This window comes from Paenibacillus cisolokensis, assembly GCF_018403665.1.
Classification (GTDB): Bacteria; Bacillota; Bacilli; order Paenibacillales; family Paenibacillaceae; genus Paenibacillus_AH; species Paenibacillus_AH cisolokensis.
This window is the reverse complement of sequence record NZ_BOVJ01000067.1, coordinates 21,527-40,263: the sequence shown is the minus strand read 5'-3', so window position 1 is coordinate 40,263 and position 18,737 is coordinate 21,527. Positions and strand designations below refer to the sequence as shown.

The following is an 18,737-nucleotide window of genomic DNA, read 5'->3' as shown; positions in this document are numbered from 1 at the left end:
TCCTGCAAACCGTTGGCGACAGCGCCAGGGTCATGACCACCATGAGTGGCCAGGATCAATAACAATGATCCTGGACATTTAAACCACTTCCTTTCCGGTGTAGCGGCCAAACCGGTCCCGCTCACGCTTATGGAGTATGTTATTATGGCAAGAAACACAAACGACCTGAAGGTTACTCAGGTCGTTGTTCGATCGATCTTTGTCTTTGTGATGCACATGCAACCGGCGGCTATCCTCCGGTATGTCGCCGCACACCTCGCAAATCGGGGGTTTATGAACGAGTGCGATTTTCCGCCATATATCCCCTGCTATGGAATTGCGGCCGTCTACATATCCAGGAGCCAAAGGCCCAAGTCGTCCAAACATCGGATTCCGTGCGCCGGTTACATCTGCATGGTTCCGACTGATCTTTTCACGGACTTCTGGGCGTTGGGCCGGATTGTCGACTTTGTTGCGGTATCGCGTACCGCATCCTACACTGCAAAACTTTCCGCCACCGCGTCGTACTTGAGATGGCGGCACTGAAAACACGACACCGCATTCAAGGCAAGTCCTAGAGACTGGCATTCAACCACCTCCACCATGGCCGGCATCTAGGACGATGACCTTATCAGGCATTTTTCCCTTCCCCCTTCTGGCGCAGCTGCTCAAGCCAACTGACAAGCCCCGGCGGCAGCGGCACGCCAATGATGCCGAGATTTTCGACGACGCTTAAACCTTCGCGGCCGGCATAATAGTAAAGGGCCAGCGTGCGGAAGATCGGGTTCTCCCCTCCCGCCATCTGGTCAAGCAAGGTGGCAAGCGCGATCACGCCCAAGATGACACCCTTACGTACGCCACCCCAAAACATGACCTCACTATTGACTTTTTTCTGTCTTACTGCGCCCAGGACGCCGGTAATATAGTCGCCTACAATCAGCGCGATGAGTACTTGCAAGGCAATATCCCAGCCGCCGAGCGCACTTGCAATCACGCCGGCCAGAGCAGTCAAGCCGCCGAATGCCGCCTCTTTGCCGGTCGCCCCGATGGCTGCACTTGCGATGAACTCTTTAACTTGTGTCATATAAGGATCGTCTCCCTTCTTAATTAAAAAGACCCCGCTTATGCGGAGCCTCTACGCAACGTAATCGATATTCGTGATCTGCTTGTATTGCTCGGCTGTAATCCAGCCTGCTGCGACAAACACTTTAATGCCGTCATTGTCGTAGCCCGGCATGCCGGCATCGTAATACTTTTTGATCCACTGGAACCGCATTACGCCCCACCTCCTCCCGACGCTGTTTGCAAGGTAGCGACTTGGAGCATCAGGTCGGCGATTATAGCGTCTTGCTGCTGAAGCCGGATGTCTTTGGCGGCAGAGTCGATCAACAGCGTAGCGATCTGTTCGTTCAGCGCCGTGACTTCTTCGGTCAGCGGCGGGCGGTAAACCGGAGGTTGTTCCGGTTCGTTCGGGTCCGGGTTGGAAAAAAGAATTTGCTGCGTTTCCGGGTCTACACGATAGCCGTTGCACCGGGCAAAATCCTCGGAATATTGGCCGTATTCAAGATCAATATAACCTACGGTTTCCGGGATACGCGCGGACAGCTCCTTGTAGGTTACAAAGTCCTCCTCGACGGCTGTTTCAGTTACATCCCCACTCCGCTCTCCGGTATCTAATATCACGTTACCGTTTCTTGTGTCGAAATAAATTCTACGCCCGATTTCCGGCATCGTCCATTCCTCCTTTTACTCTATCGCGAACCAGTAAGCGTAACTATCACCGGGTCTACGTGTGTATGCTATAAAACTATTTCCAGAAATATCCATGTTGGGATCTGAAGCTTCTTGGTAGCCAGTACCGGTAGAAAAATCATAAGACAGTCGTAGGTTTCGTCGTCCAAAGAATGCTGCTGGTTCAGTTGAAATAGCGCACATGTTATAACACGGACCGTTGGAATCGTATACCGTGACAAAAACAAACGACGGAGTAAAAGCAAGTCCAGAAACGGTAAAGTAGTTTGTGGTAGGATTGAGACTTCCCCTTGCAAATTTCTTCTCCCCGTTCCACGCCCTAAGTGTCCCGGCAAGTCCGAATATGCTAACCCCGCTCTTGATGTTCGCAGCAATGAAATTCGCATCGGATATCTGCACGCTATTATCCGTGCTTCCGGGGTAATATCCGGCCTGCGGCCTAATACGGACTGACGTGCCGCTGCGGCTGACCGATTGCCCGGTTACATGACCCGTGCGGCTCGGCATCGAACCTGTCACTTTGCTGCCATTCACATAAGCCGTTTTTCCGGATAGGATGTCTGCCGCTGCCGCGTTCGCGTCGTTCGTGAAGGTTCCGGCTACGCCGCCAACCGTTACCCCGGCTTTGATATTTACAGATGCTAGGTTTGTTATATTCGCAGTTACCTTCCCTGCCCCGCCATGGTAACCGGCCGGGATGGTATATTCTTGTCCCTGCGTCGTAAGCGTTTGGGTAACATTGCCACGATTCGCCATCGTGCCGGTGCGCTTCACACCGCCCTGATAAAACGTCTTGCCGGTCAAAACGTCACCGACAGCCGCGTTCGCGTCCTTGGAGATGTCCCGGATTTTGCCTGACAGTTGCGCAAACGTATCGCTTCCTGATGCGGTTTGTCCCATGCCAGTGATGGCGGAAGCGATCTGATTTTTCCCATCACTGACAGATTGCTTTACCTCATCAAGATCAGTCTTCCGCGCCACATGATTGGCGGCCGTCGGCGCGCCGACTTCGAATTGCCCGTTCGCATCACGCCGCGCGATTCTGTTCGGCGTCGCCGCTTCCGTCGCACCGTGTGCGAGCGTCGCGTTTTTGTGGTTGTCGAGAGATTCCGCCATGTCGTTGATTTCTTGTCCGATTTGGTTCATGTCCTCCGGCATGACCGAATCGTTCAAATTCCAATCCGTTTTCGCCATTCCTCATACCTCCTTCACTTCGACCGTCTGCAGCATCATCGTGTCCGATGCGATCGGCACGTTGACCTCGTTAGACGACAGCACCTTGTTCGCGCTGTCCTTCAACTCGATCAATGTAATGAGCGGCACGTCCGACACCGGCACAAGGTAGTTCAGCGCCAGGACGTTGTCGGTAACCTGCTTGACTTGGAATTCCGCAATTTCGTAATTGCCGTTTAAAACGACCTTCGCGACCCGTCCGCCTACATATTCGGCCAAATCATGCAACAAATGCTCTGCAATCACGTTACGACCACCTCCGGTCCCAAACTTGCGAACGGCTTCTCGCCCAGCTTCCAGCTACCGTCCAGTTTATAATTCCACGCAACATCCCGCCGGGAAATGCGCTCCTCCAACCCGATCGTCCCTTTAATTGAGGTGTTTTGCTGATAAATCAGGTTGGCCGGCTTGATAGTCTCGATGGTGTGGATGACTTCCCGGAAAACATTTGCGTTTTCAATATCGGCGGTTACGGTCAACACGAAGCTGCGGACATCGACGGATACGACCGTCATGCCCGGGCCAACCAGCGCGTCGAGCTGCTGCTGCAAGTAATGGAGCGTAAACGGCGGTTTCGTCCGGTAGCGGTTCAGAATGCGCTTCCTCCGAAACTCCAACGACTCGGTCTGCGGATCGGCTTGAATGCCGAGCATTTGCTCTCGCCGTTTGATCGCCTGCATCCCCGATGACGTTACAAATTGATCATCAAAAAGCTGCTGAACGGCCGCCTCCAAGCTGTCGAGCTCAACGTCCTCGGTCTGGCCGATCTCCGTAAAGTCCTTGATCTCCCGGTAAAACTCGGGCAGATACGGCATGATGCGTTCAGGCATTTACGACCACCGTCCCCATCAGCGGGATCTCCTCTTCACCGAGCGTTAAGTTACCCGCTGACCCATTAAACGTCGTACCCGTCACGTCGATCACGCCCGGTACAGTCAAAATGGCAGCTTCGATAAGCGCCACGCGGATAACCAACTGTGTCTGGTTGGCCCAATCCTGCCGGAGCCCAAGCAGGTAGGCAGATATGACGTCCTCTATCGGCCCCTGCACCTGTCCCGGTGTCACGCCGGTCGACAACGTAACCGTCGTTGCGACATTGATCGTCACGCCCTGCACACCAGCTATCGTCACCCTATGCCCGATCGGGGCTGTGCCGAGACCCTGTCCACTGTTGACGGTTGGGTCCACCGTTGTCTGCACTTGGTCGACGAGCTGAGCCGACGGGACGCCCCAGTCGGATGCGACAATCGTGCATTTGACCGTACCGCCGCCGTTCCAGACCGGGAACACTTTCACACCGCCGACGCCGTTGATCGCATTGAGTCTTTGCTTGTAATCAGCTACGTTGCCGCCGAAAGCCGGCTCGTTAACTGCCTTGTAATACCTCTCCCGGAGCGCGTCGTCCGACTCTTCATCCTCGCCGGGAACGATAATATCGGCGAGTTCTGCGAGGGCCAGTCCGGATATATAATCGATCGGAAGCAAAGGACCGAACAACTGGTTGCCGATCGTGCCGGCCTGTTCGCATTCCAGTTCGTAGACGCCCGCGGCGATTTTCCCGATCGCGACATAATTAACATCCTCGATGCTGTATCGGCTGCCGATCGGCACGTCTATTGGCACGTCATTGGCGCCGTAAAACAACCCCTTCCGCCTTGCCTTGGTGGCCGGTTCCCGGTTGACGCCGAACTCAGCGGTCCGGCGTGACAGGTGTTCGCCGGATGCCGTGTCCGCAAAGGACAGGTTGTAATTGATGTCGAGCTCGATGTACATCTGCGCCAGTTCGGCGGCCGCCGGTGCCAACGCGTCATAGATCACTGAGCCCGGCCGCTTATCAATGTCGTCTGATACGCGATCGAGCATGCGCTGCAGGATTGCATCATAGGTTTGCGCTTCATACACGGGTTGTCACCTCCTCCTGGAATGAGCCAAACGACGACACGACGGTAAACCGGACGGTCGCGGTGTCGCCGGCGATGTCAATCTGATAATCCGTGACGCTATAGACCCGGTCGTCCTGCGTGAGCGCCTCCGTGATCCGCCGGCGCAATTCAGACTGGACGAACACGGGATCCCAGCCGATCAGTCCGTCCAGCTCTATGCCATAGTCCGCGTCGTAGATCAGATATCGGAATCGCTCGGTTTGGACGATTTTGGATACCGCCTGCCGTACCGCGTCCAGTCCGTCAATTGTCCCCGTCACACGGCCGCGGTTGAAATCTAGTCTCCATGTTTGGGATGGTTGCTCAATCGGTTGGGTATTCTGTGTGTTGATACTTGCGCCTGTTGGGATCATCCGCTCACCACCCGGTCCAAAATGACGTATTGCTGGCCGCCCTGTACGCGCAACAGCACGACTTTATCTCCAACTTGCAACCCCGGTCTGACCGTGTACTCGGTGCCACCGACGGTCACTCTCAATTCTGTCATGGACTCGGTATGGATCAAAAAATCCGCATCGAGGTCGAACCGTTGATCGACATTGATCATGAGCGGGTTCGTGCTTTTAACGTTCCCAAGCAGCACGTTCACCGGGTTACTGGCCGCCACAGCATCCATCGCGGCTTGTTTGATTTGCTGGAGCATCATATCACCTTCAATGTCAAAGACATGGTATGGGATTCCCCGTCAAATTGGTGCTGTGCCTCATCAACAAGCATCGGCTGGTTAATACCGAGCGAATCGATAATGATCGGTATATACATACCGGCGCGAACTCGGATGTCGCCGATCGCTGTGATTTTAAGGCTCTTTTGCTCACGGTTTTTAAGCTGCATCAGCTGCGTAAGCATTTCGTTTATTTGGGCCGCGTTCTTGTCTTCGTCCACTGACTGATACAGCTGCAGCAAGCCCCACCGGGCGATATTGGCGCTGTCCTGGGCTTTGTAAATCTCCCGTTTACCTGTATCCTTGTTGTCTCGGTACAACTTGATCCGGTTATAAGTGTCCTGATCAATATTGGCGCTGTACTCAAAGCCGGTCATCAGGCTGCCGTCGCCGATAATAAAGTCGGCAAGTGATTCGTTGACATTGCGGAGCGTCAGCCGGCCGAAATCGTCGTAAAAAACAAAATGACGCTGCTTACTGATCAGCGTCAGAGATAAGGCTTTTTCGATGATATCCAAAAGAGTTTGCGAGTCTTCAACCATTGATGGTATGACGTGTCCGGTGTTGGCTAGATGACCTGTTTGCAGCTTAAAATCGTCTGCAATCTGCTTAATAATCTGGGTCGCGGTTTTGGCTTTAAATACATAAGTGTCCTTAGCAAGCAAATACCGGACCTGATCGTATGCTTTGATGCTGATCTCGTTGTCCTGGTTACGACCAACGCTAAACACATAGCCGTAAAAGACATTGGTGTCATCGTACCGTACCCGGACGATGTCGCCGTTATTAACCGTAAAAGCGTCATCCTGGACGATCCCGCTATCGGTAAGAGACAAGTCTATGCTTGCTGGCTTCCCGATCCTTACAGTCTGCCAGCTCAACTTAGTTGTGATGCGAGACACGTCCCATACATTTCCGTTTTTATTGTCGAGCAGTATCTCAAGCACGCGCATCACCTTTTTTCCGGTGGCAGTTTTAGTGTCGCGCCAACCTTCAGACGTTTGAGGTCAGCATCCGATAGTTTATTGAGCTTCTGAATCTCGCGCCACCGGCTGCCGTCGCCAAGCATCTTCTGCGCCACCTTCCAGAGGGAATCGCCGGCCGCCAGCGTATACGTTTTCGGCGTTTGCTTGTCGGAGGATCTCTCTTTCGACTTCTGTGTCGTCGTGCCTCCCGACGAGGTTTGTACAACTTTTACTCTGCGGGCCGAGTGGAACCAATACTCTTTGAGCTGCAACGTGTACTCAATATCGCCCGCCGCCCCTGGCGTCTCACGCCATTCAAATGATTCAATACTGGCAGCCGTGTTAATCTCCATTGTTGGGCCTACATACACAATCCGGATCGGGCGTCGACTCCACCACCAGCGCATGATGTAATCGACGTACACTTTTGGTTCAAAAACGACCTCAGCCGTAATATACGGATAGCGCTGCGCCGGCAAAAGCCCTTCGATTGATATCTCTTGCAAGTTCCGAGCTTTGATGATGTTAACCTTACCAAAACCGTGCACGTCATGTCCGGCACCGTCACCAGATGTATTTACGCCTACCATCGGCATAATTGGCAGTTCGAAACCTTCCCGTTGGTTGTTATATGAGAGCCAGACTCCATATCGATCCGCCATTACGAAAACAACCCCTTTGCGGACGCTGCAAGTTCTTCATTCATCCGTACCGTGATTCTTTCAATGATCTCGTCGATCGATCGTCCCTCTTGCTTGATGTGCGTGTCACCAAATGAAAAAGTCGGCGTGAGCGTCACAAAGTTCTGAATAGACTTCATTTCAGCCAGCTCGCGCATCGTTTTCAGATCCTCGCTGGAGATGTCGACTTTATCCTCGATTTTGCCGACCTTTTTGACTTTGTCGATGTCAGGGAGTTTACCTCCCGGTATCCTCCCACTTTGGGGCCAACTTAGGTTATTTGCTGCCGTATCAAAACTTTTGGTTAATCCTTTGAAGCTATCAGCCAGATCGCTACCCCATCTATACCCTTTGTTCCATGCGTCACCGTAATCAATACGTGCATCGATCGTCGGAGCATCGCGACTAAGTGTAATCGCTTGTTCGTTCTTACCCCACTTCAGCAGGCTATCTTGCAAGCTTTCCAGCCCAGCCGTCCAATCTGTGCCGAAGATCGCATCGATGATCTTTGTGACGACTTTTCCGAGTGAGAGAAACCACGAAATGATCTGGCCGAGTAGATTTTTTACCGCATCTCCGAAGCTGTTGAAACCGCCGTTGAATACATTGAGCACCCATTCAATTATGCCAATCCATGGTTCGACGAAAGCGGTCCACAGAAACTGGATGACAGCGTTGATTACGCCTACAACGGTGTTCCAGATGACAGATGCCAATACAAGAAAAGCACCGGCTATCGCACCTAAAATTTGGTCCGCAGAAATGCCAAGTTGATTTAGAATGAATAGCACCAGCGCAATAGCCGCGATAACCGCGAGTATAGGCCAGTTAATTGCTAACCATGCAACCGCTTGGGCATAAAGTGGCGGAATCATTGCCCACAGTTTTGCAATCATAAGAGGGAAAAACACCATCGCCGCTGCAATCAAAATCGGCTCGATGATCGACCAACCGGACTGCACCGCACTTATCAAATACACCACGCTGTCAATTAAAAAACCGACGGTAGTGGCCAAAAAAGAGATAGCAACGTTAATCTGATTGATGAGTGCCGTTCCTTGCGCTGAATTCAACCATCCATTTAGCCGCCGAAATACCGGTTCAAAGAACCTGAAAGCATCATTTTTAAACTGCTGCCACACATCGCTAAATGTCTTGGGCAACGATTCAAATTTTTATTAATATCATCCGCCGCCGTGAATAAAGCCGCTTTTATGATGTCCGCTGTTATCAGCCCTTCAGCAGACATCTCTTTAAGCTCGCCCTTTGATTTGCCGGTAAACTTAGCAATTGCATCTGCTAACATTGGCGCATTTTCCATGATCGACCTAAATTCGTCGCCTTGAAGCTTTCCGGCCGCCATAGCCTGGCTTAGCTGATACATACCGGCCTGCTGCTCCATGGTAGAAGCACCGCTAACTTTGAACGCCTTTTGCATCGTTTCCGTAAATGCAACGATTTCATTGGTATCAGTGAAAGCATCCCCGGCAAGCAGTCCCAGTTTACTTACACTGGCGGCCATTGTCACAAAATCACCGCGGGCACGTTGCGCCGCGGCGAAGACATTATTTTGAAGATTTTCCACCGTCTGACCTTCATCGGCAATCAATCCAAGCCGTGCCTGCGTAGAAATGAATGTATCGGCGGTTTGTAATCCTCCTTGTATACCTTTAAACGACAAGTACGCCGCTGCCAAACCTTTTATTTTGCTCCACATGCCTTCTACGGATTTTTCGCCTTGTTTAAGCGCACTATTCAAATTCTGTTGGCTTTGTGCGGCTTGGTTGATCGTGTTGTTCGTTTGCCGCAAAAAGATATTTTGCTGATTTATTGTGCGATTGATTTGCTGATAATTGTTGTTGATAACCTGCGTCATGTGGATGATCTGCTGATTCGCGGAGATTGCTTTATTTTGATCGCCGATTGTTTTTGCTGGAACAAGGCTTGCGTTAGACGGGCTGGTCATGGTTCGGTTTAATCTTTCTGCTGATTCGGCAAGAGAATTTATTTGTTTTAACACCCGCGCGATTGGACCGCTCATGGCGTCGAACATTTTGAGTGTTGAGGATATTGTAGGCATCGTTTCACCGCCTTTCGGGAAAAATAAAAACGCCTATGCGGCGTTAAAACAGTGATTTCAGAAGCACTTTATATAGTTTTTCGTCGATCTCAAGCAGACTTTTCTTTCCGTCCTTAAATTGTACGGCTACAATGTGCGTGCCTTTTTTCTTCGCACTCAATGCTGCCGCCGCCCCGATTGGACCGAGAAGAAAAGAACCGACTAACCCTCTCCCAATCGCGCTTGCGGCACTTGTACGGGATTCTTCGTCCATCACTTCGTACGACTCAACTGTTTCTTTTGTCAGTTTTATTTTTTTGAAAAATCCGGTCATCAGAAGTAAGCAATTAATTCCGTTTGCGATCAATTTCCCTTCGTAATCGCCCGCGATCACTTTATTTTGAGCCATAATTACCCCTCCCAGCTGTAAGTATATCACACGGAAGGTTATTTTCGCTTAATTTTTGCCATTTCCTTCTTTTCTGCTTCAATCCGCACGGCAATCATTGCGTATAGGGACGCTCTCTGTTCGTCTGTATATTCTGCCAGTTCCCATGGCAAAATCCGAAGTTTATGGAGGGCGTAATAAGCGTAATTCCACTCACCATCGCCCTCCCGAATCAGTTTTTTACTTCCTCAATCCGACTCTCCAAATCTTTATCGAATCCGTTGATTTCCTGAACTTTCTGGATGAGCGTCGCGTATTCGCCTGCCAGCAACATTTTTTCAGCAACTCCTCCGCGCCGATCACCCCATAAGATTTTGCAGATCGGCATCTTTCAAATCCGGGAAAACCACGCTCGCAACAGCGACTTTGGCCAGATAGATTTCCGGCTTCGTTTCCGGGACTCGTTGTCCGCCTTTGCCTTTCACATACTGCGTAGATGCTTTGCGGATTTCTTCGTTTTCCGCTTCCGAGAGAGTTCGAATCTTCCACGGGATCGGTTTTCCGGATTCGTCCTTAAAGCGTTCGGAGACGACAAATTCCTCTGTAATGTTGGTCTGAACGTTTTGTGCGAAAAAAGCTTTTAAACTGCTCATAAATTAACCCCTCCATAGTAAAAGGCGCCCGCAAATCAGGCGCCCGTAATGGTGTTGAATTGATCCAGAATATCATAGTCGCTGAACGTAAACGGTAATTCTTCCTCCAGCATGTCATCGCTGGTGGCGTCGAACTGTGCAGCAGATACGCTGTCCAGATTACAACCGAGGAGAAGTACTGTTTGCTTGCCGGTGGTCGATCCCGGCTGCTCATTTATCACTTGCAGGTCGAACCAGAAATCCCGCCCGGTCTTCACGTAGTCCCGCATCAATTGCCGAAACAGCGACGTAACATAGTAAATCGTCAACGTGCCTGTACCGCTCCAACCGGCAGAGCGTTGCGGCGTGTTGGTCTTGCCCAATACTGGTACGTCCACTTTGTTTTTCTCGATCGTCGCCTCTAGCGATTTGGCGTAGAAGAGCTCCTCCACACGGCCATTGATCGTCGCGTACGCTCTTGCCTGTTTGCCGCTGATCGCGTCACTTTCACGGAAAATGCCACGCAATACCCCTCCCTTACCGGACCGTCACGGTCATGTAGATTTTTCAATGCTGTCAACCGGCTGGACCCACTGATTGACGACGACAGCATCCGTTTCCGCACCCGGCAGCACCTCAAGATCGGTTTGCGGATCAAAATTCTGGATTGCGCCGAGGTTTTGATACTGATTGACGATGTTGATGATTTCGCTCTTGAACAAATTGCGGCCGTCAGCGTTGTTCGGCACCTTGCCGATGTACGACGTCGAGAATACCCGCATATAGTCGTTCGCGAGGCCGTCCAGGACGCGGAGAACGCGATTTTTGCTGAACGCCTTGCCCTTCGTCGGCGTGAACGTGTGCAGCGTATTGATATCCTGCTCCACAACCGCACGCCCGTCCATTGCCGTGAACACGAATTCCCCGGCTTGCAGCGCCGCGATGATCTGGCTGTTCGTATATTTCGGCGAAACGTCCACCGCGCCGTCATAAGCGTCGTAGGTCAGCGATTGGTTCGCAGCCGCCCCGGCTGTCGCCCCGGCCACCCACGCGACCGCCTGCGCCGCAGTGAGTGTCGTCCCATCTGCCAGTACGACGCCGTTTTGACACTGATGACGCCCTCATAGTCCGCCGTCGGGTAGTTCTCCATGACGACCTGAATCTTTTTCCCTTCGTCATCCCGCAGCCGTTTTGCGAAAGACACGAACACGTCTTTGGTCGTCGCGTCCGTCGCCGTCAGGCCGATCGTTTGGAAGTCGTGTACCTCGATCGCTGCGAGATAATCCAAGTAGTCCTGCGCCACCACTGTACCGTCTGCGCCGCCTGTCAGCGGCGTGCCCGCGGTCACCGTAGGCTCGCCGGTACCGGTTAAATTGACCCACGCGTTCGGCTTCAGCTCTTCAATCATGTCGACGGTTTGCGAATCGACTTCCGTGCCGGCTACGAGCGTCTTCACGTCGAAGCGCGCCGGGTCGTCGATGTTCGCCTGAACGACGATGCTGATGTCATTGCCACGGACGCCGCCGTACTTCGCCGTCACCGTCAAGCTGCCAATGGTGGCCGACGCCTGCGTGCCGGTGTTGAGGCGGTACAGAAGCAACGTCCGAGCACGTTTCAGCGCTTCCCGGACAAGCAGAAGTTGCGGAGCAGTGATGGGATAGCCCAGCATCTCGAACGTGTCAGCGTCAGCCTCAACCGCAATCACCTGCTTGGCCGGGCCCCAAGATAGAGGCAACGGCAAGCTGACGATACCGCGTTCGCCGAGCGTACCAAGCGGCTTCGCCTCGCCGACAAAGTTGATATAGACGCCGGCGGCGACTTTGTTTTGTGCGGTCCATGTTCCTCCAGACATGTTACTTCACCGTCCTTTTTGCATAGTCGTCGACCAGCTTTTGCACTTGGTCGAGTGTGTACGTTTCGCCGTCTTTTAGGAGCGCGCGCAGCACATCCTTTTGGATCGGCGTAAACTGCTTCGACGCCAGAAACTGCGCTTTGGTGTAGGTAGGAGCGTCAGTTTTCAGTTTGCTCATTCCTCGATCACCAGCCAATCCTCAGCCAGGAGGTCGGTCTGAGACGCGACCCACGGGACGAATTTGTTGTCGGCCGTTTTCATCCCGATCCACGACATCGGCAGATATACGTCCAGATCGACTTTCCAAGTGGTCCATGCCCTGACCAGAATCAGCCACATGCCTTTTCCGTTCCATCCGGAACGAGCGACCTTTTTGTCTTGTTTCAACGCCTCAAGCGCTTGACTGAAATTCAAGTCTTGATCCCCTCCTGCACGTCGAGCGTCTGCATGGCCGGATCATCCGGCCGCGGCGCCCAAACGTGAAAATTGTATTCGACGAAAAAGTGCAACACTTCGTCGACGATCTCAAACCGCATTCCCGTCCCGAGAACCGGGCGGCCAGCGACGACGATCCATTGAAGCGCTTCAGTCAGCCGCTCGGCCATATCGTACATGGCGGCGTTGGAGCGGTCCTCGGCGAAGTAGTGGACGTCAAACGGATGATACCGCATATATCGCCGACCGAGTTCTTGCGCGTGTGCCGGCCCTAGCAGTCGTACAAAAAAGCAGGGTGGCGACAGGTTTTGCTTGATCTCTTCGCCGGCGATCGGCACGTCCGGGAACGCGGCGTCCAACGCGGCATGTACGGCATATCGAACGTCGTTGATGGTAACGTTCATATGCGCTCCACCAACCGGTCCATGTTTGCCTCGACAACCGCATACATCACATCGACCTGAAGGTGAGAAGTCAATTCGTTACGCTCCCCGACATCGACATTTGCCCAACTGGTTGCGATGTTGCCGTCTGGGCACTTGGCAGCAAGGACAAAGCCCGTCATTTCACCACGACGAGCTCGCTCAAGCAAATATTCCAGCGCCTCGACAACATCATCCTGCGGCGTTTTGAATCGAATGATTTTCGCCATCCCATCACCCCAAAAACTTCTTCAGAAACGCTTCTTGCTTGCGCTGCAAAATTGCCGGCAGTTCGCGCTCCAGTTCCTTCTCGGAGATCGTGAGCATGAAGCTGCCTTCGACCCAGCCTTTGTGGTCGCGCGTGCGATGGCCGTATTCTCTGTAAAGCGCATATTCTGTCGGGTTTATGACCTCGACTTGCCAGCCTCCAGGAATTCGGTGCACTTGGCCCACAGTCCAGCCGCGCCGGAGCTCACCGGTATCGACCGGCGTCCGAGGCACCACTTTCGCGAGCAGGCGCATCGCCAGTTCGCGGACACACTCTTCGATAAATCCAGGGAGCGCCTTCTCCATTTCTTCAAGGTTCTTGGCAAAACGCTTCAATTCGTCAAAATCAAAGTGACCCCAGCGAGGCATTACGCCCACTCCTCCCGCTGGATCGACACTTCCTGGTGCGTCGAATACAGGAACGGCTCTCCGGCCGTGTACTTGCGTGTCACAGCGCCGCGGGTAACTTCTAGCAGATCGCCCTGCCGAATCTCCACCTCCGGCGCGATGATCAGTTTCGTCTCGTACCGGATTTCGTTCTGCGCCTCGGTTTGATTGTTTTGACCGAGCGCGCGCTGCGAGATGCGACAGGACTGGTCGACGTAAACCGGCTGCGGGACTAGTTTCGTTTCCTTCGTGATCGTGTCCTTGACCTGAACGTGCCGGTAGATTGTCGCCCGGTCCGTGTACATCCGCTCGATCGCCCGGCGGTGCCGCGTAAAGTTCATTGTCACCACCTCAGCTTTCGGTTCCGGTTCAGATCGACCCGATAGTTGAGCACGACGGTGTCGATTGCCGACTTGGCCGTATTGGTCAGGCCGGCGGGGCGGGCGGGGGCCGATGATGTGTCGCCTATCGTTACGGACTCGCCCGCGCCGGTCGTCTCGGCGATGCCCGGCATATTCGGCTGCTCGATCCGGAGTGCATCAATGACCATCGACGCCCAAGTATGCTCCAGTTCGGCCGGGATTTCAGCCAAGTTCGTGTAATGCAAGATGCGCTGACCAATCTCCTGTACGTAGGAGTCGATCAGCTCATCATGCGAATCGTCCAGCCCCAGCCGGAGTTTGACGGTTTTCAGGACGTCAGTCGCTGGCATCGTTTCCGCCGCCTTCGTCCTGACTTTCGCCGCCCTGACCGTCGCCCTGGCCGGTCCCTTCGCCGTCTTGGTCGCCCTCATCGCCGGCAGTCTCATGTGCGACGATCACCGCGAGGATATCGGCCTTTTTTGTCGCGGTGCCCAGATCGATCTGATTGTCAGCGGCATACTGTTTCAGCTCCGCTGCCGTCATCTCGTCGAGCGATTTGTTTTCAGCGGCTTTCTTCGCCGCTTCCTCGGCCGCCTGTTTCGCCGCCAGCTCACGCCTGCGACGCTGAAAAGCAGAAAGGCCCATGTTTGATTCCACCTCCAAACAAAAGAGAGGCCGCAGGAGCCTCCCTTATGCAATTTTAAATACATGTTTCACGACCCGGATCGCTTTCGGCTCGTACACACGCTGCCAGTTTGCTCCGTTGGCCAGTTCCGAATTTTCCGGGAACACATCGGCGACCGACGTTTCCGTCCACTTCACGCCGCGCGGATGAAGGATAAAGATTCGGCGGTTGATGAGGAAGTCCTCACCGGACGATGCCAGGGAATCCCGGTCGATCTCGGTCGGGATAATCCGCGGATGCGAGCCATTGCCGAGTGCAATCGCACCTTGGCCGAACAGATACATCGTACCGGTCTTCGTGGCCGTGTCATACGGCATGCCGTCGTCCACGATGACGCGTTTATTCATAAAGTACGGTACCCGGTCGGATTGGTCCTTTTCCTGCACGTACTCGATCAACTGACGCTTTGCGAGATAGGCTTCAACCGCACTGTGCATCATGACGCCGGTAAGCAGCCCCTTCGCATCCCCCAGAAGCTGGGTCGCGTCTATGAAGCTGTCACCGCTGACCAGAGCATCATCGCCGGTCTCGCTCGAGATGTCGAGAACGTGGCCGGACATGTTCGACGCTTTAAATACGCCGTCAAGCGTCGCAAGCAGAATCTTCTGCATGTCCCGCGTCCAGTAGGCTGCCACCAGGTCGGCGATTGCACGCATCGGGTCGTCTCCGGACAACAGCGCAGACAAGCCGTTCGCACCCCACGCACGGCCGCGGCCTTGTTTACGTGCAACGTCCATGCTGGAACCGATTTTCCCCGGCGTTAGAGCACCGTTGTCTTTCATCGTCTCCGAATCGCCCGTCAGGTCATTCCAATACGGCATGTTGACGAGCGTATTCGGCCCGCTGGCCAATTCGTCGAATTCGGAATTGTTCTGCACAATCCCCGATTGGACCAGTGCCGACAGTTCCATCGTGCGCTGGGTCACATACGGAGTAAATACTTCGGGTTGGATCACATCTGCGATACGAGTAGTCATTGTTTAATCACCTCATCATTGTTATTTGGCGGCAGCCATAAGCTGCTTCGCCAGTTCGGGATTCTCCCGTAGAATGCGGCCCTGTTCGGTCAGGTTGAAGTGCTCGCGGGACCAAGGATTCTTCTGACCGCCGCCTCCGCTTTTGTCGCTGCCTTCAGGCGGCTTGGCGCCCTTGAATTTCGTGCCGTTATCGTCTTTCTGGACAAACAAAAAAGCCTTACTTTCGCGCAGGGCTTTTACTTGGTCATCGAGGCCGGATTTGACGTTTCCGGTGTCATCCAGCACAATCTTCGATTTGTCGATCAGGCCGAGAACCAGATCAGCGTCATGCACTTCACCAGACAGAGCCAGCTTGATGGCTGTGGTCACGGTCATATCGCGCAGCTTGGCCTCATACTGCTCAGCGGCGGTCTTGTTCTGCTGTTGAAGCTCCTCGATCTGCTTCCGCAGTTCCTCGTTTCCCTCTGCGGCCTTTTTCAGGTCGAACAGTTGCTTATCTCGCTCTTTGAGTGCATCTTCTGCTTGCTTTTTGGCTTCATTGATCTCATTGAATTTATCCTTCGGAATCCAGCTCCCGTCAGATACAACGGCGATTTTGTGCTTATCACCAAGCTTTGCCATGACTTGGTTGTAGAGTTCTTCACTCAAAAGTTCCTTCAGATCCACTTCCAACACTCTCCCGATTAGGTTTTTAGGCTGGTAACCCGCCAGCTTTCGGCTTGCGTTCAGTTTGACCCTGAACCTTTAAAGAGGGCAAAATTAAAAACCCAGTTTAATGTCATATGGTAGGACAAGGAAAAATTCAACAATTGTCGAAGCAATTCCCTAAAAGTCACTGTTGCCGCAGTGACTTTCAGATTTTAATTCTTCTCCTAGAAAAACACCAGCACTTACCAAAGAGGTTAATCTGTAACCAAGATTCTGCGAACCTTGAACCCCCTTCTTCGTACTTCGTGATGTAATGATGAATCATTGGTTCGCCTCGCTTTCTGGGCATTAAAAAGCACCCTCGCATAAATTGCGGGAGTGCTTTCACTTGAACCACGATTTGATTTTTGCTTTCAACGATTTGTATTCGTCCTCGGTGATCTCGATCCGTTCGAACCCCTTGTCGTTGTCGGCCTTGATCACCTTGAAGAACTTCCCATCAGGCGTCTTCTGGAGCGTACCGTATGGAATTTCGGACAAGCGACTCACTCATCAACCACCTCCACAACCACAATCAGAATATCCTTTTCCTTCCATGCATCAAGTATAACATAATGCACACCGGGCGGCAAAAGAAACTCGTTCTCTCCTGGTATTTGACTCATATACGTAATCGGTGCGCCTGCAGAACCGGCCGGCAAGTGGACAATCATCAACACCTGCCCTTTGAATGCCGTTTCCCTAAGCAGCGATGTTGAGAAGAACCCCGGGTCATCATATTCAGAGCCAATCAACTGTTTTGGATCATCGGTCCCGAATATATTTACCTCAAGGCCGCGCCAAACGACGATGGATTCGGCCAGTGAAAACTTGCTTAAAGCGCCGGCAACCTTTTCCGTAAACTCGATGATCTCATCCGTCGGATTAAAGTCGCGCAATGCCCGGTTGACCGTTTCGTAATAATCGCCTGTGTATTTCCGGATGGCCTGCGTCTCTTCATGCGTGAGCTCTGCAAGCCATTTGGGCGCCACTTCATCAACCCAAGCATCGATTTCATCCTGCGTCGAAAAATGCGGTCCTTCTCGCGATCCGCATCCGAACGGACTTTTTTCGGAGGTGTCGGCCTTGGAGGCTGCAGACTCGGCGTAACGGTTGTTACGTTCGGCGCCGTTGCCGGCTCTGGCTCCACCGGCTTCGGCGGCTCCGTGGCTTCCGGCGCGTATTTCTCCGTCCACTCCCGGTAAGTCATATCCCCCGGCACCATGTATGTCTTCCCATCATCATCCCGCGCCGCCCGCTCACCGGGTGCGGCATCTTCGAAGTGCGGGATCGTCGTCGAGCGACAATAGACGTGCAACGGCGGGTAATTTACGCCGGCCTTAGCCTCGCTGAGTCGGATCACTCGCCCGTCCATCTCCCGGCATATCTCGGACGTCCTTCGGTCCAGCGTCGCCACAAACTTGTATTGCTCAACACCCATCTCCCGGTAAGCGTCCAGTCTGGACTGGCCAGCAAAGTACGCTGCCTCCGTCCGGATCAGACGCTCGGCTGCATGCCGGCTGACGCCCATCCGCTCGGCAAAGTCCGAGATCACTTTGTCAGCGGACTCTCCGCGGATCAAGTCCTGTGTCAGGATCGTCTGCAGCTCATTAACCAGCTTGTCGCGATCTTTCCAGATCCGCGCTGAGAAGTTGCTACCGTCCGGTGCCCACGGTTTCGCAAGCACCTTATCAATCTGCCGATTGTCTAACATAGCAAAAGACGAGCCAACGCCCGTCCCTTTTTGCAATTCATATATGGATTTGTAATAGCTGTCTTTGTAGACACTCCCAAGTGTATCGGTCGTGCCTTTCAGACGCTTGGCTGTGAGCTGCTCGATCTCATTGCGCAGATGTGTTTCGAGCTCCTGCAATCGAGTAATGTGCACCTTGGCGCTGGCGTTCTCCAGCTCTTTCATCCACCGCTGGTCAACGGCGTTTTCGCGGCCACGCTTGATGTACTCTTCAACCGTCCAGTGGAACTCTTTCAGTTCGTTTTTGTTGAGCAGTTGACGGGCGGCCGCCAGGCTGATGTCGTTGTTTTTAGCCAGCCGCGCATACCAGCGTTCGGTCTTCTCACGGATTTTGCGAGTGCCCGCTCATATTCCTCGCGCTGAGTCCGGATGTAATCCTCGCCACGGCTAAGCATCGCCTCATTCAGTTGATCCATCCGTCGTGCCCAATATTCTTCCGGCTTCATCCCTCATCACCCCGTCGACTCAATGAATTTCAGGACAGATACCGGAATATCTTTCTTACTCGGATAGCTCTTGCTCCGGGCTCGGTGCGTGTGGGCATAGTAACCATTCTTGTCCTTTGAGATGCCGACGTAGTAGCGCTTGCCGTTTTTTGTAATGCTTCTTTGCAAG

The 18,737-nt window shown here is 53.2% G+C and carries 29 protein-coding genes and 3 pseudogenes; all 32 read right to left on the bottom strand.

Going from position 1 to position 18,737, the window contains the following annotated elements; translation table 11 throughout:
• Positions 1–78: 78 nt before the first annotated feature.
• The 32 genes and pseudogenes from PACILC2_RS29320 to PACILC2_RS09860 all read right to left on the bottom strand — a co-directional run bounded on the left by PACILC2_RS29320 (position 79) and on the right by PACILC2_RS09860 (position 18,568).
• A complete protein-coding gene (locus tag PACILC2_RS29320; RefSeq protein ID WP_372447098.1) occupies positions 79–366 on the bottom strand; it encodes an HNH endonuclease signature motif containing protein in 288 nt (95 codons plus the stop codon).
• Positions 367–610: 244 nt separating this feature from the next.
• On the bottom strand, positions 611–1,063 hold the full coding sequence (locus PACILC2_RS10005) for a phage holin family protein (RefSeq protein WP_213528732.1): 453 nt from the start codon (positions 1,061–1,063) through the stop codon (positions 611–613).
• Positions 1,064–1,114: 51 nt separating this feature from the next.
• Entirely contained in the window at positions 1,115–1,255 is a 141-nt protein-coding gene (locus PACILC2_RS10000) for an XkdX family protein (RefSeq protein ID WP_213528731.1), read from the bottom strand.
• Positions 1,255–1,710, bottom strand: coding sequence for a hypothetical protein (locus tag PACILC2_RS09995; RefSeq protein ID WP_244863406.1), 456 nt, complete (start codon positions 1,708–1,710; stop codon positions 1,255–1,257). Before PACILC2_RS09995 ends, PACILC2_RS10000 begins: the two co-directional genes overlap by 1 nt.
• Positions 1,711–1,725: 15 nt before the next feature.
• Positions 1,726–2,925, bottom strand: a complete 1,200-nt coding sequence (locus PACILC2_RS09990) for a hypothetical protein (RefSeq protein ID WP_213528730.1) — start codon at positions 2,923–2,925, stop codon at positions 1,726–1,728.
• 3 nt (positions 2,926–2,928) lie between these two features.
• Positions 2,929–3,210 carry a ketopantoate hydroxymethyltransferase gene (locus PACILC2_RS09985; protein WP_213528729.1) on the bottom strand — a complete coding sequence of 94 codons (282 nt, stop codon included), beginning with the start codon at positions 3,208–3,210 and terminating at the stop codon, positions 2,929–2,931.
• Positions 3,207–3,794 (bottom strand): putative phage tail protein, encoded by a 588-nt coding sequence (locus PACILC2_RS09980; RefSeq protein ID WP_213528728.1) that lies wholly within the window; start codon positions 3,792–3,794, stop codon positions 3,207–3,209. The genes PACILC2_RS09985 and PACILC2_RS09980 overlap by 4 nt, the downstream gene beginning before the upstream one ends.
• On the bottom strand, positions 3,787–4,866 hold the full coding sequence (locus PACILC2_RS09975; RefSeq protein WP_213528727.1) for a baseplate J/gp47 family protein: 1,080 nt from the start codon (positions 4,864–4,866) through the stop codon (positions 3,787–3,789). The genes PACILC2_RS09980 and PACILC2_RS09975 overlap by 8 nt, the downstream gene beginning before the upstream one ends.
• Positions 4,859–5,260 carry a DUF2634 domain-containing protein gene (locus tag PACILC2_RS09970; protein WP_213528726.1) on the bottom strand — a complete coding sequence of 134 codons (402 nt, stop codon included), beginning with the start codon at positions 5,258–5,260 and terminating at the stop codon, positions 4,859–4,861. The genes PACILC2_RS09975 and PACILC2_RS09970 overlap by 8 nt, the downstream gene beginning before the upstream one ends.
• Positions 5,257–5,553: a DUF2577 domain-containing protein gene (locus PACILC2_RS09965; protein ID WP_307860500.1), complete on the bottom strand. Its 297-nt coding sequence runs from the start codon at positions 5,551–5,553 to the stop codon at positions 5,257–5,259. Before PACILC2_RS09965 ends, PACILC2_RS09970 begins: the two co-directional genes overlap by 4 nt.
• Positions 5,550–6,524 carry an XkdQ/YqbQ family protein gene (locus PACILC2_RS09960; RefSeq protein WP_213528725.1) on the bottom strand — a complete coding sequence of 325 codons (975 nt, stop codon included), beginning with the start codon at positions 6,522–6,524 and terminating at the stop codon, positions 5,550–5,552. The genes PACILC2_RS09965 and PACILC2_RS09960 overlap by 4 nt, the downstream gene beginning before the upstream one ends.
• Positions 6,524–7,198 carry a LysM peptidoglycan-binding domain-containing protein gene (locus PACILC2_RS09955; RefSeq protein ID WP_213528724.1) on the bottom strand — a complete coding sequence of 225 codons (675 nt, stop codon included), beginning with the start codon at positions 7,196–7,198 and terminating at the stop codon, positions 6,524–6,526. Before PACILC2_RS09955 ends, PACILC2_RS09960 begins: the two co-directional genes overlap by 1 nt.
• On the bottom strand, positions 7,198–8,289 hold the full coding sequence (locus PACILC2_RS09950; RefSeq protein WP_213528723.1) for a phage tail family protein: 1,092 nt from the start codon (positions 8,287–8,289) through the stop codon (positions 7,198–7,200). Before PACILC2_RS09950 ends, PACILC2_RS09955 begins: the two co-directional genes overlap by 1 nt.
• A gap of 8 nt (positions 8,290–8,297) precedes the next feature.
• Entirely contained in the window at positions 8,298–9,296 is a 999-nt protein-coding gene (locus tag PACILC2_RS09945; protein WP_213528722.1) for a tape measure protein, read from the bottom strand.
• Positions 9,297–9,339: 43 nt separating this feature from the next.
• Positions 9,340–9,684, bottom strand: a complete 345-nt coding sequence (locus PACILC2_RS09940; protein WP_244863405.1) for a hypothetical protein — start codon at positions 9,682–9,684, stop codon at positions 9,340–9,342.
• Between the two features lie 211 nt (positions 9,685–9,895).
• Positions 9,896–10,316, bottom strand: a pseudogene (locus tag PACILC2_RS09935) (phage tail assembly chaperone).
• Positions 10,317–10,351: 35 nt separating this feature from the next.
• Entirely contained in the window at positions 10,352–10,822 is a 471-nt protein-coding gene (locus tag PACILC2_RS09930) for a phage tail tube protein (RefSeq protein ID WP_244863404.1), read from the bottom strand.
• A 27-nt stretch (positions 10,823–10,849) separates the two neighbouring features.
• Positions 10,850–12,133: pseudogene (locus PACILC2_RS29315) on the bottom strand (phage tail sheath C-terminal domain-containing protein).
• 15 nt (positions 12,134–12,148) lie between these two features.
• Entirely contained in the window at positions 12,149–12,325 is a 177-nt protein-coding gene (locus PACILC2_RS09920; RefSeq protein WP_213528721.1) for a hypothetical protein, read from the bottom strand.
• A complete protein-coding gene (locus PACILC2_RS09915; protein ID WP_213528720.1) occupies positions 12,322–12,561 on the bottom strand; it encodes a DUF2829 domain-containing protein in 240 nt (79 codons plus the stop codon). The genes PACILC2_RS09920 and PACILC2_RS09915 overlap by 4 nt, the downstream gene beginning before the upstream one ends.
• The gene (locus tag PACILC2_RS09910; RefSeq protein WP_213528719.1) at positions 12,558–12,986 is read right to left on the bottom strand and encodes a phage tail terminator family protein; all 429 of its coding nucleotides are present in this window, start codon (positions 12,984–12,986) and stop codon (positions 12,558–12,560) included. The genes PACILC2_RS09915 and PACILC2_RS09910 overlap by 4 nt, the downstream gene beginning before the upstream one ends.
• A complete protein-coding gene (locus tag PACILC2_RS09905; RefSeq protein WP_213528718.1) occupies positions 12,983–13,234 on the bottom strand; it encodes a hypothetical protein in 252 nt (83 codons plus the stop codon). The genes PACILC2_RS09910 and PACILC2_RS09905 overlap by 4 nt, the downstream gene beginning before the upstream one ends.
• Positions 13,235–13,238: 4 nt before the next feature.
• The gene (locus PACILC2_RS09900; protein WP_213528717.1) at positions 13,239–13,640 is read right to left on the bottom strand and encodes an HK97 gp10 family phage protein; all 402 of its coding nucleotides are present in this window, start codon (positions 13,638–13,640) and stop codon (positions 13,239–13,241) included.
• A complete protein-coding gene (locus tag PACILC2_RS09895) occupies positions 13,640–13,999 on the bottom strand; it encodes a DUF6093 family protein (protein WP_213528716.1) in 360 nt (119 codons plus the stop codon). Before PACILC2_RS09895 ends, PACILC2_RS09900 begins: the two co-directional genes overlap by 1 nt.
• 2 nt (positions 14,000–14,001) lie before the next feature.
• Entirely contained in the window at positions 14,002–14,370 is a 369-nt protein-coding gene (locus PACILC2_RS09890; RefSeq protein WP_213528715.1) for a phage head-tail connector protein, read from the bottom strand.
• A complete protein-coding gene (locus tag PACILC2_RS09885; RefSeq protein WP_213528714.1) occupies positions 14,357–14,665 on the bottom strand; it encodes a hypothetical protein in 309 nt (102 codons plus the stop codon). The genes PACILC2_RS09890 and PACILC2_RS09885 overlap by 14 nt, the downstream gene beginning before the upstream one ends.
• 45 nt (positions 14,666–14,710) lie before the next feature.
• Positions 14,711–15,682, bottom strand: coding sequence for a major capsid protein (locus PACILC2_RS09880; RefSeq protein ID WP_213528713.1), 972 nt, complete (start codon positions 15,680–15,682; stop codon positions 14,711–14,713).
• Between the two features lie 21 nt (positions 15,683–15,703).
• Complete coding sequence (locus PACILC2_RS09875) at positions 15,704–16,348, bottom strand: phage scaffolding protein (RefSeq protein WP_244863403.1); 645 nt, start codon at positions 16,346–16,348, stop codon at positions 15,704–15,706.
• Between the two features lie 366 nt (positions 16,349–16,714).
• Positions 16,715–16,879 (bottom strand): hypothetical protein, encoded by a 165-nt coding sequence (locus PACILC2_RS09870; protein ID WP_213528712.1) that lies wholly within the window; start codon positions 16,877–16,879, stop codon positions 16,715–16,717.
• On the bottom strand, positions 16,876–17,565 hold the full coding sequence (locus PACILC2_RS26710) for an ADP-ribosyltransferase (RefSeq protein WP_244863402.1): 690 nt from the start codon (positions 17,563–17,565) through the stop codon (positions 16,876–16,878). The genes PACILC2_RS09870 and PACILC2_RS26710 overlap by 4 nt, the downstream gene beginning before the upstream one ends.
• Positions 17,566–17,660: 95 nt before the next feature.
• Positions 17,661–18,083, bottom strand: a pseudogene (locus PACILC2_RS29310) (minor capsid protein); the annotation flags it as partial.
• A gap of 272 nt (positions 18,084–18,355) precedes the next feature.
• Entirely contained in the window at positions 18,356–18,568 is a 213-nt protein-coding gene (locus tag PACILC2_RS09860) for a hypothetical protein (protein WP_213528710.1), read from the bottom strand.
• Positions 18,569–18,737: the final 169 nt, after the last annotated feature.

What these genes read in the sequence shown, in the direction of transcription:
- PACILC2_RS29320 (WP_372447098.1), bottom strand. Translation starts at nt 366, where the DNA reads ATGTTTGGACGACTTGGGCCTTTGGCTCCTGGATATGTAGACGGCCGC.
- PACILC2_RS10005 (WP_213528732.1), bottom strand. Translation starts at nt 1,063, where the DNA reads ATGACACAAGTTAAAGAGTTCATCGCAAGTGCAGCCATCGGGGCGACC.
- PACILC2_RS10000 (WP_213528731.1), bottom strand. Translation starts at nt 1,255, where the DNA reads ATGCGGTTCCAGTGGATCAAAAAGTATTACGATGCCGGCATGCCGGGC.
- PACILC2_RS09995 (WP_244863406.1), bottom strand. Translation starts at nt 1,710, where the DNA reads ATGCCGGAAATCGGGCGTAGAATTTATTTCGACACAAGAAACGGTAAC.
- PACILC2_RS09990 (WP_213528730.1), bottom strand. Translation starts at nt 2,925, where the DNA reads ATGGCGAAAACGGATTGGAATTTGAACGATTCGGTCATGCCGGAGGAC.
- PACILC2_RS09980 (WP_213528728.1), bottom strand. Translation starts at nt 3,794, where the DNA reads ATGCCTGAACGCATCATGCCGTATCTGCCCGAGTTTTACCGGGAGATC.
- PACILC2_RS09970 (WP_213528726.1), bottom strand. Translation starts at nt 5,260, where the DNA reads ATGATCCCAACAGGCGCAAGTATCAACACACAGAATACCCAACCGATT.
- PACILC2_RS09965 (WP_307860500.1), bottom strand. Translation starts at nt 5,553, where the DNA reads ATGATGCTCCAGCAAATCAAACAAGCCGCGATGGATGCTGTGGCGGCC.
- PACILC2_RS09960 (WP_213528725.1), bottom strand. Translation starts at nt 6,524, where the DNA reads ATGCGCGTGCTTGAGATACTGCTCGACAATAAAAACGGAAATGTATGG.
- PACILC2_RS09955 (WP_213528724.1), bottom strand. Translation starts at nt 7,198, where the DNA reads ATGGCGGATCGATATGGAGTCTGGCTCTCATATAACAACCAACGGGAA.
- PACILC2_RS09945 (WP_213528722.1), bottom strand. Translation starts at nt 9,296, where the DNA reads ATGCCTACAATATCCTCAACACTCAAAATGTTCGACGCCATGAGCGGT.
- PACILC2_RS09940 (WP_244863405.1), bottom strand. Translation starts at nt 9,684, where the DNA reads ATGGCTCAAAATAAAGTGATCGCGGGCGATTACGAAGGGAAATTGATC.
- PACILC2_RS09920 (WP_213528721.1), bottom strand. Translation starts at nt 12,325, where the DNA reads ATGAGCAAACTGAAAACTGACGCTCCTACCTACACCAAAGCGCAGTTT.
- PACILC2_RS09910 (WP_213528719.1), bottom strand. Translation starts at nt 12,986, where the DNA reads ATGAACGTTACCATCAACGACGTTCGATATGCCGTACATGCCGCGTTG.
- PACILC2_RS09905 (WP_213528718.1), bottom strand. Translation starts at nt 13,234, where the DNA reads ATGGCGAAAATCATTCGATTCAAAACGCCGCAGGATGATGTTGTCGAG.
- PACILC2_RS09900 (WP_213528717.1), bottom strand. Translation starts at nt 13,640, where the DNA reads ATGCCTCGCTGGGGTCACTTTGATTTTGACGAATTGAAGCGTTTTGCC.
- PACILC2_RS09895 (WP_213528716.1), bottom strand. Translation starts at nt 13,999, where the DNA reads ATGAACTTTACGCGGCACCGCCGGGCGATCGAGCGGATGTACACGGAC.
- PACILC2_RS09890 (WP_213528715.1), bottom strand. Translation starts at nt 14,370, where the DNA reads ATGCCAGCGACTGACGTCCTGAAAACCGTCAAACTCCGGCTGGGGCTG.
- PACILC2_RS09885 (WP_213528714.1), bottom strand. Translation starts at nt 14,665, where the DNA reads ATGGGCCTTTCTGCTTTTCAGCGTCGCAGGCGTGAGCTGGCGGCGAAA.
- PACILC2_RS09880 (WP_213528713.1), bottom strand. Translation starts at nt 15,682, where the DNA reads ATGACTACTCGTATCGCAGATGTGATCCAACCCGAAGTATTTACTCCG.
- PACILC2_RS09860 (WP_213528710.1), bottom strand. Translation starts at nt 18,568, where the DNA reads ATGAAGCCGGAAGAATATTGGGCACGACGGATGGATCAACTGAATGAG.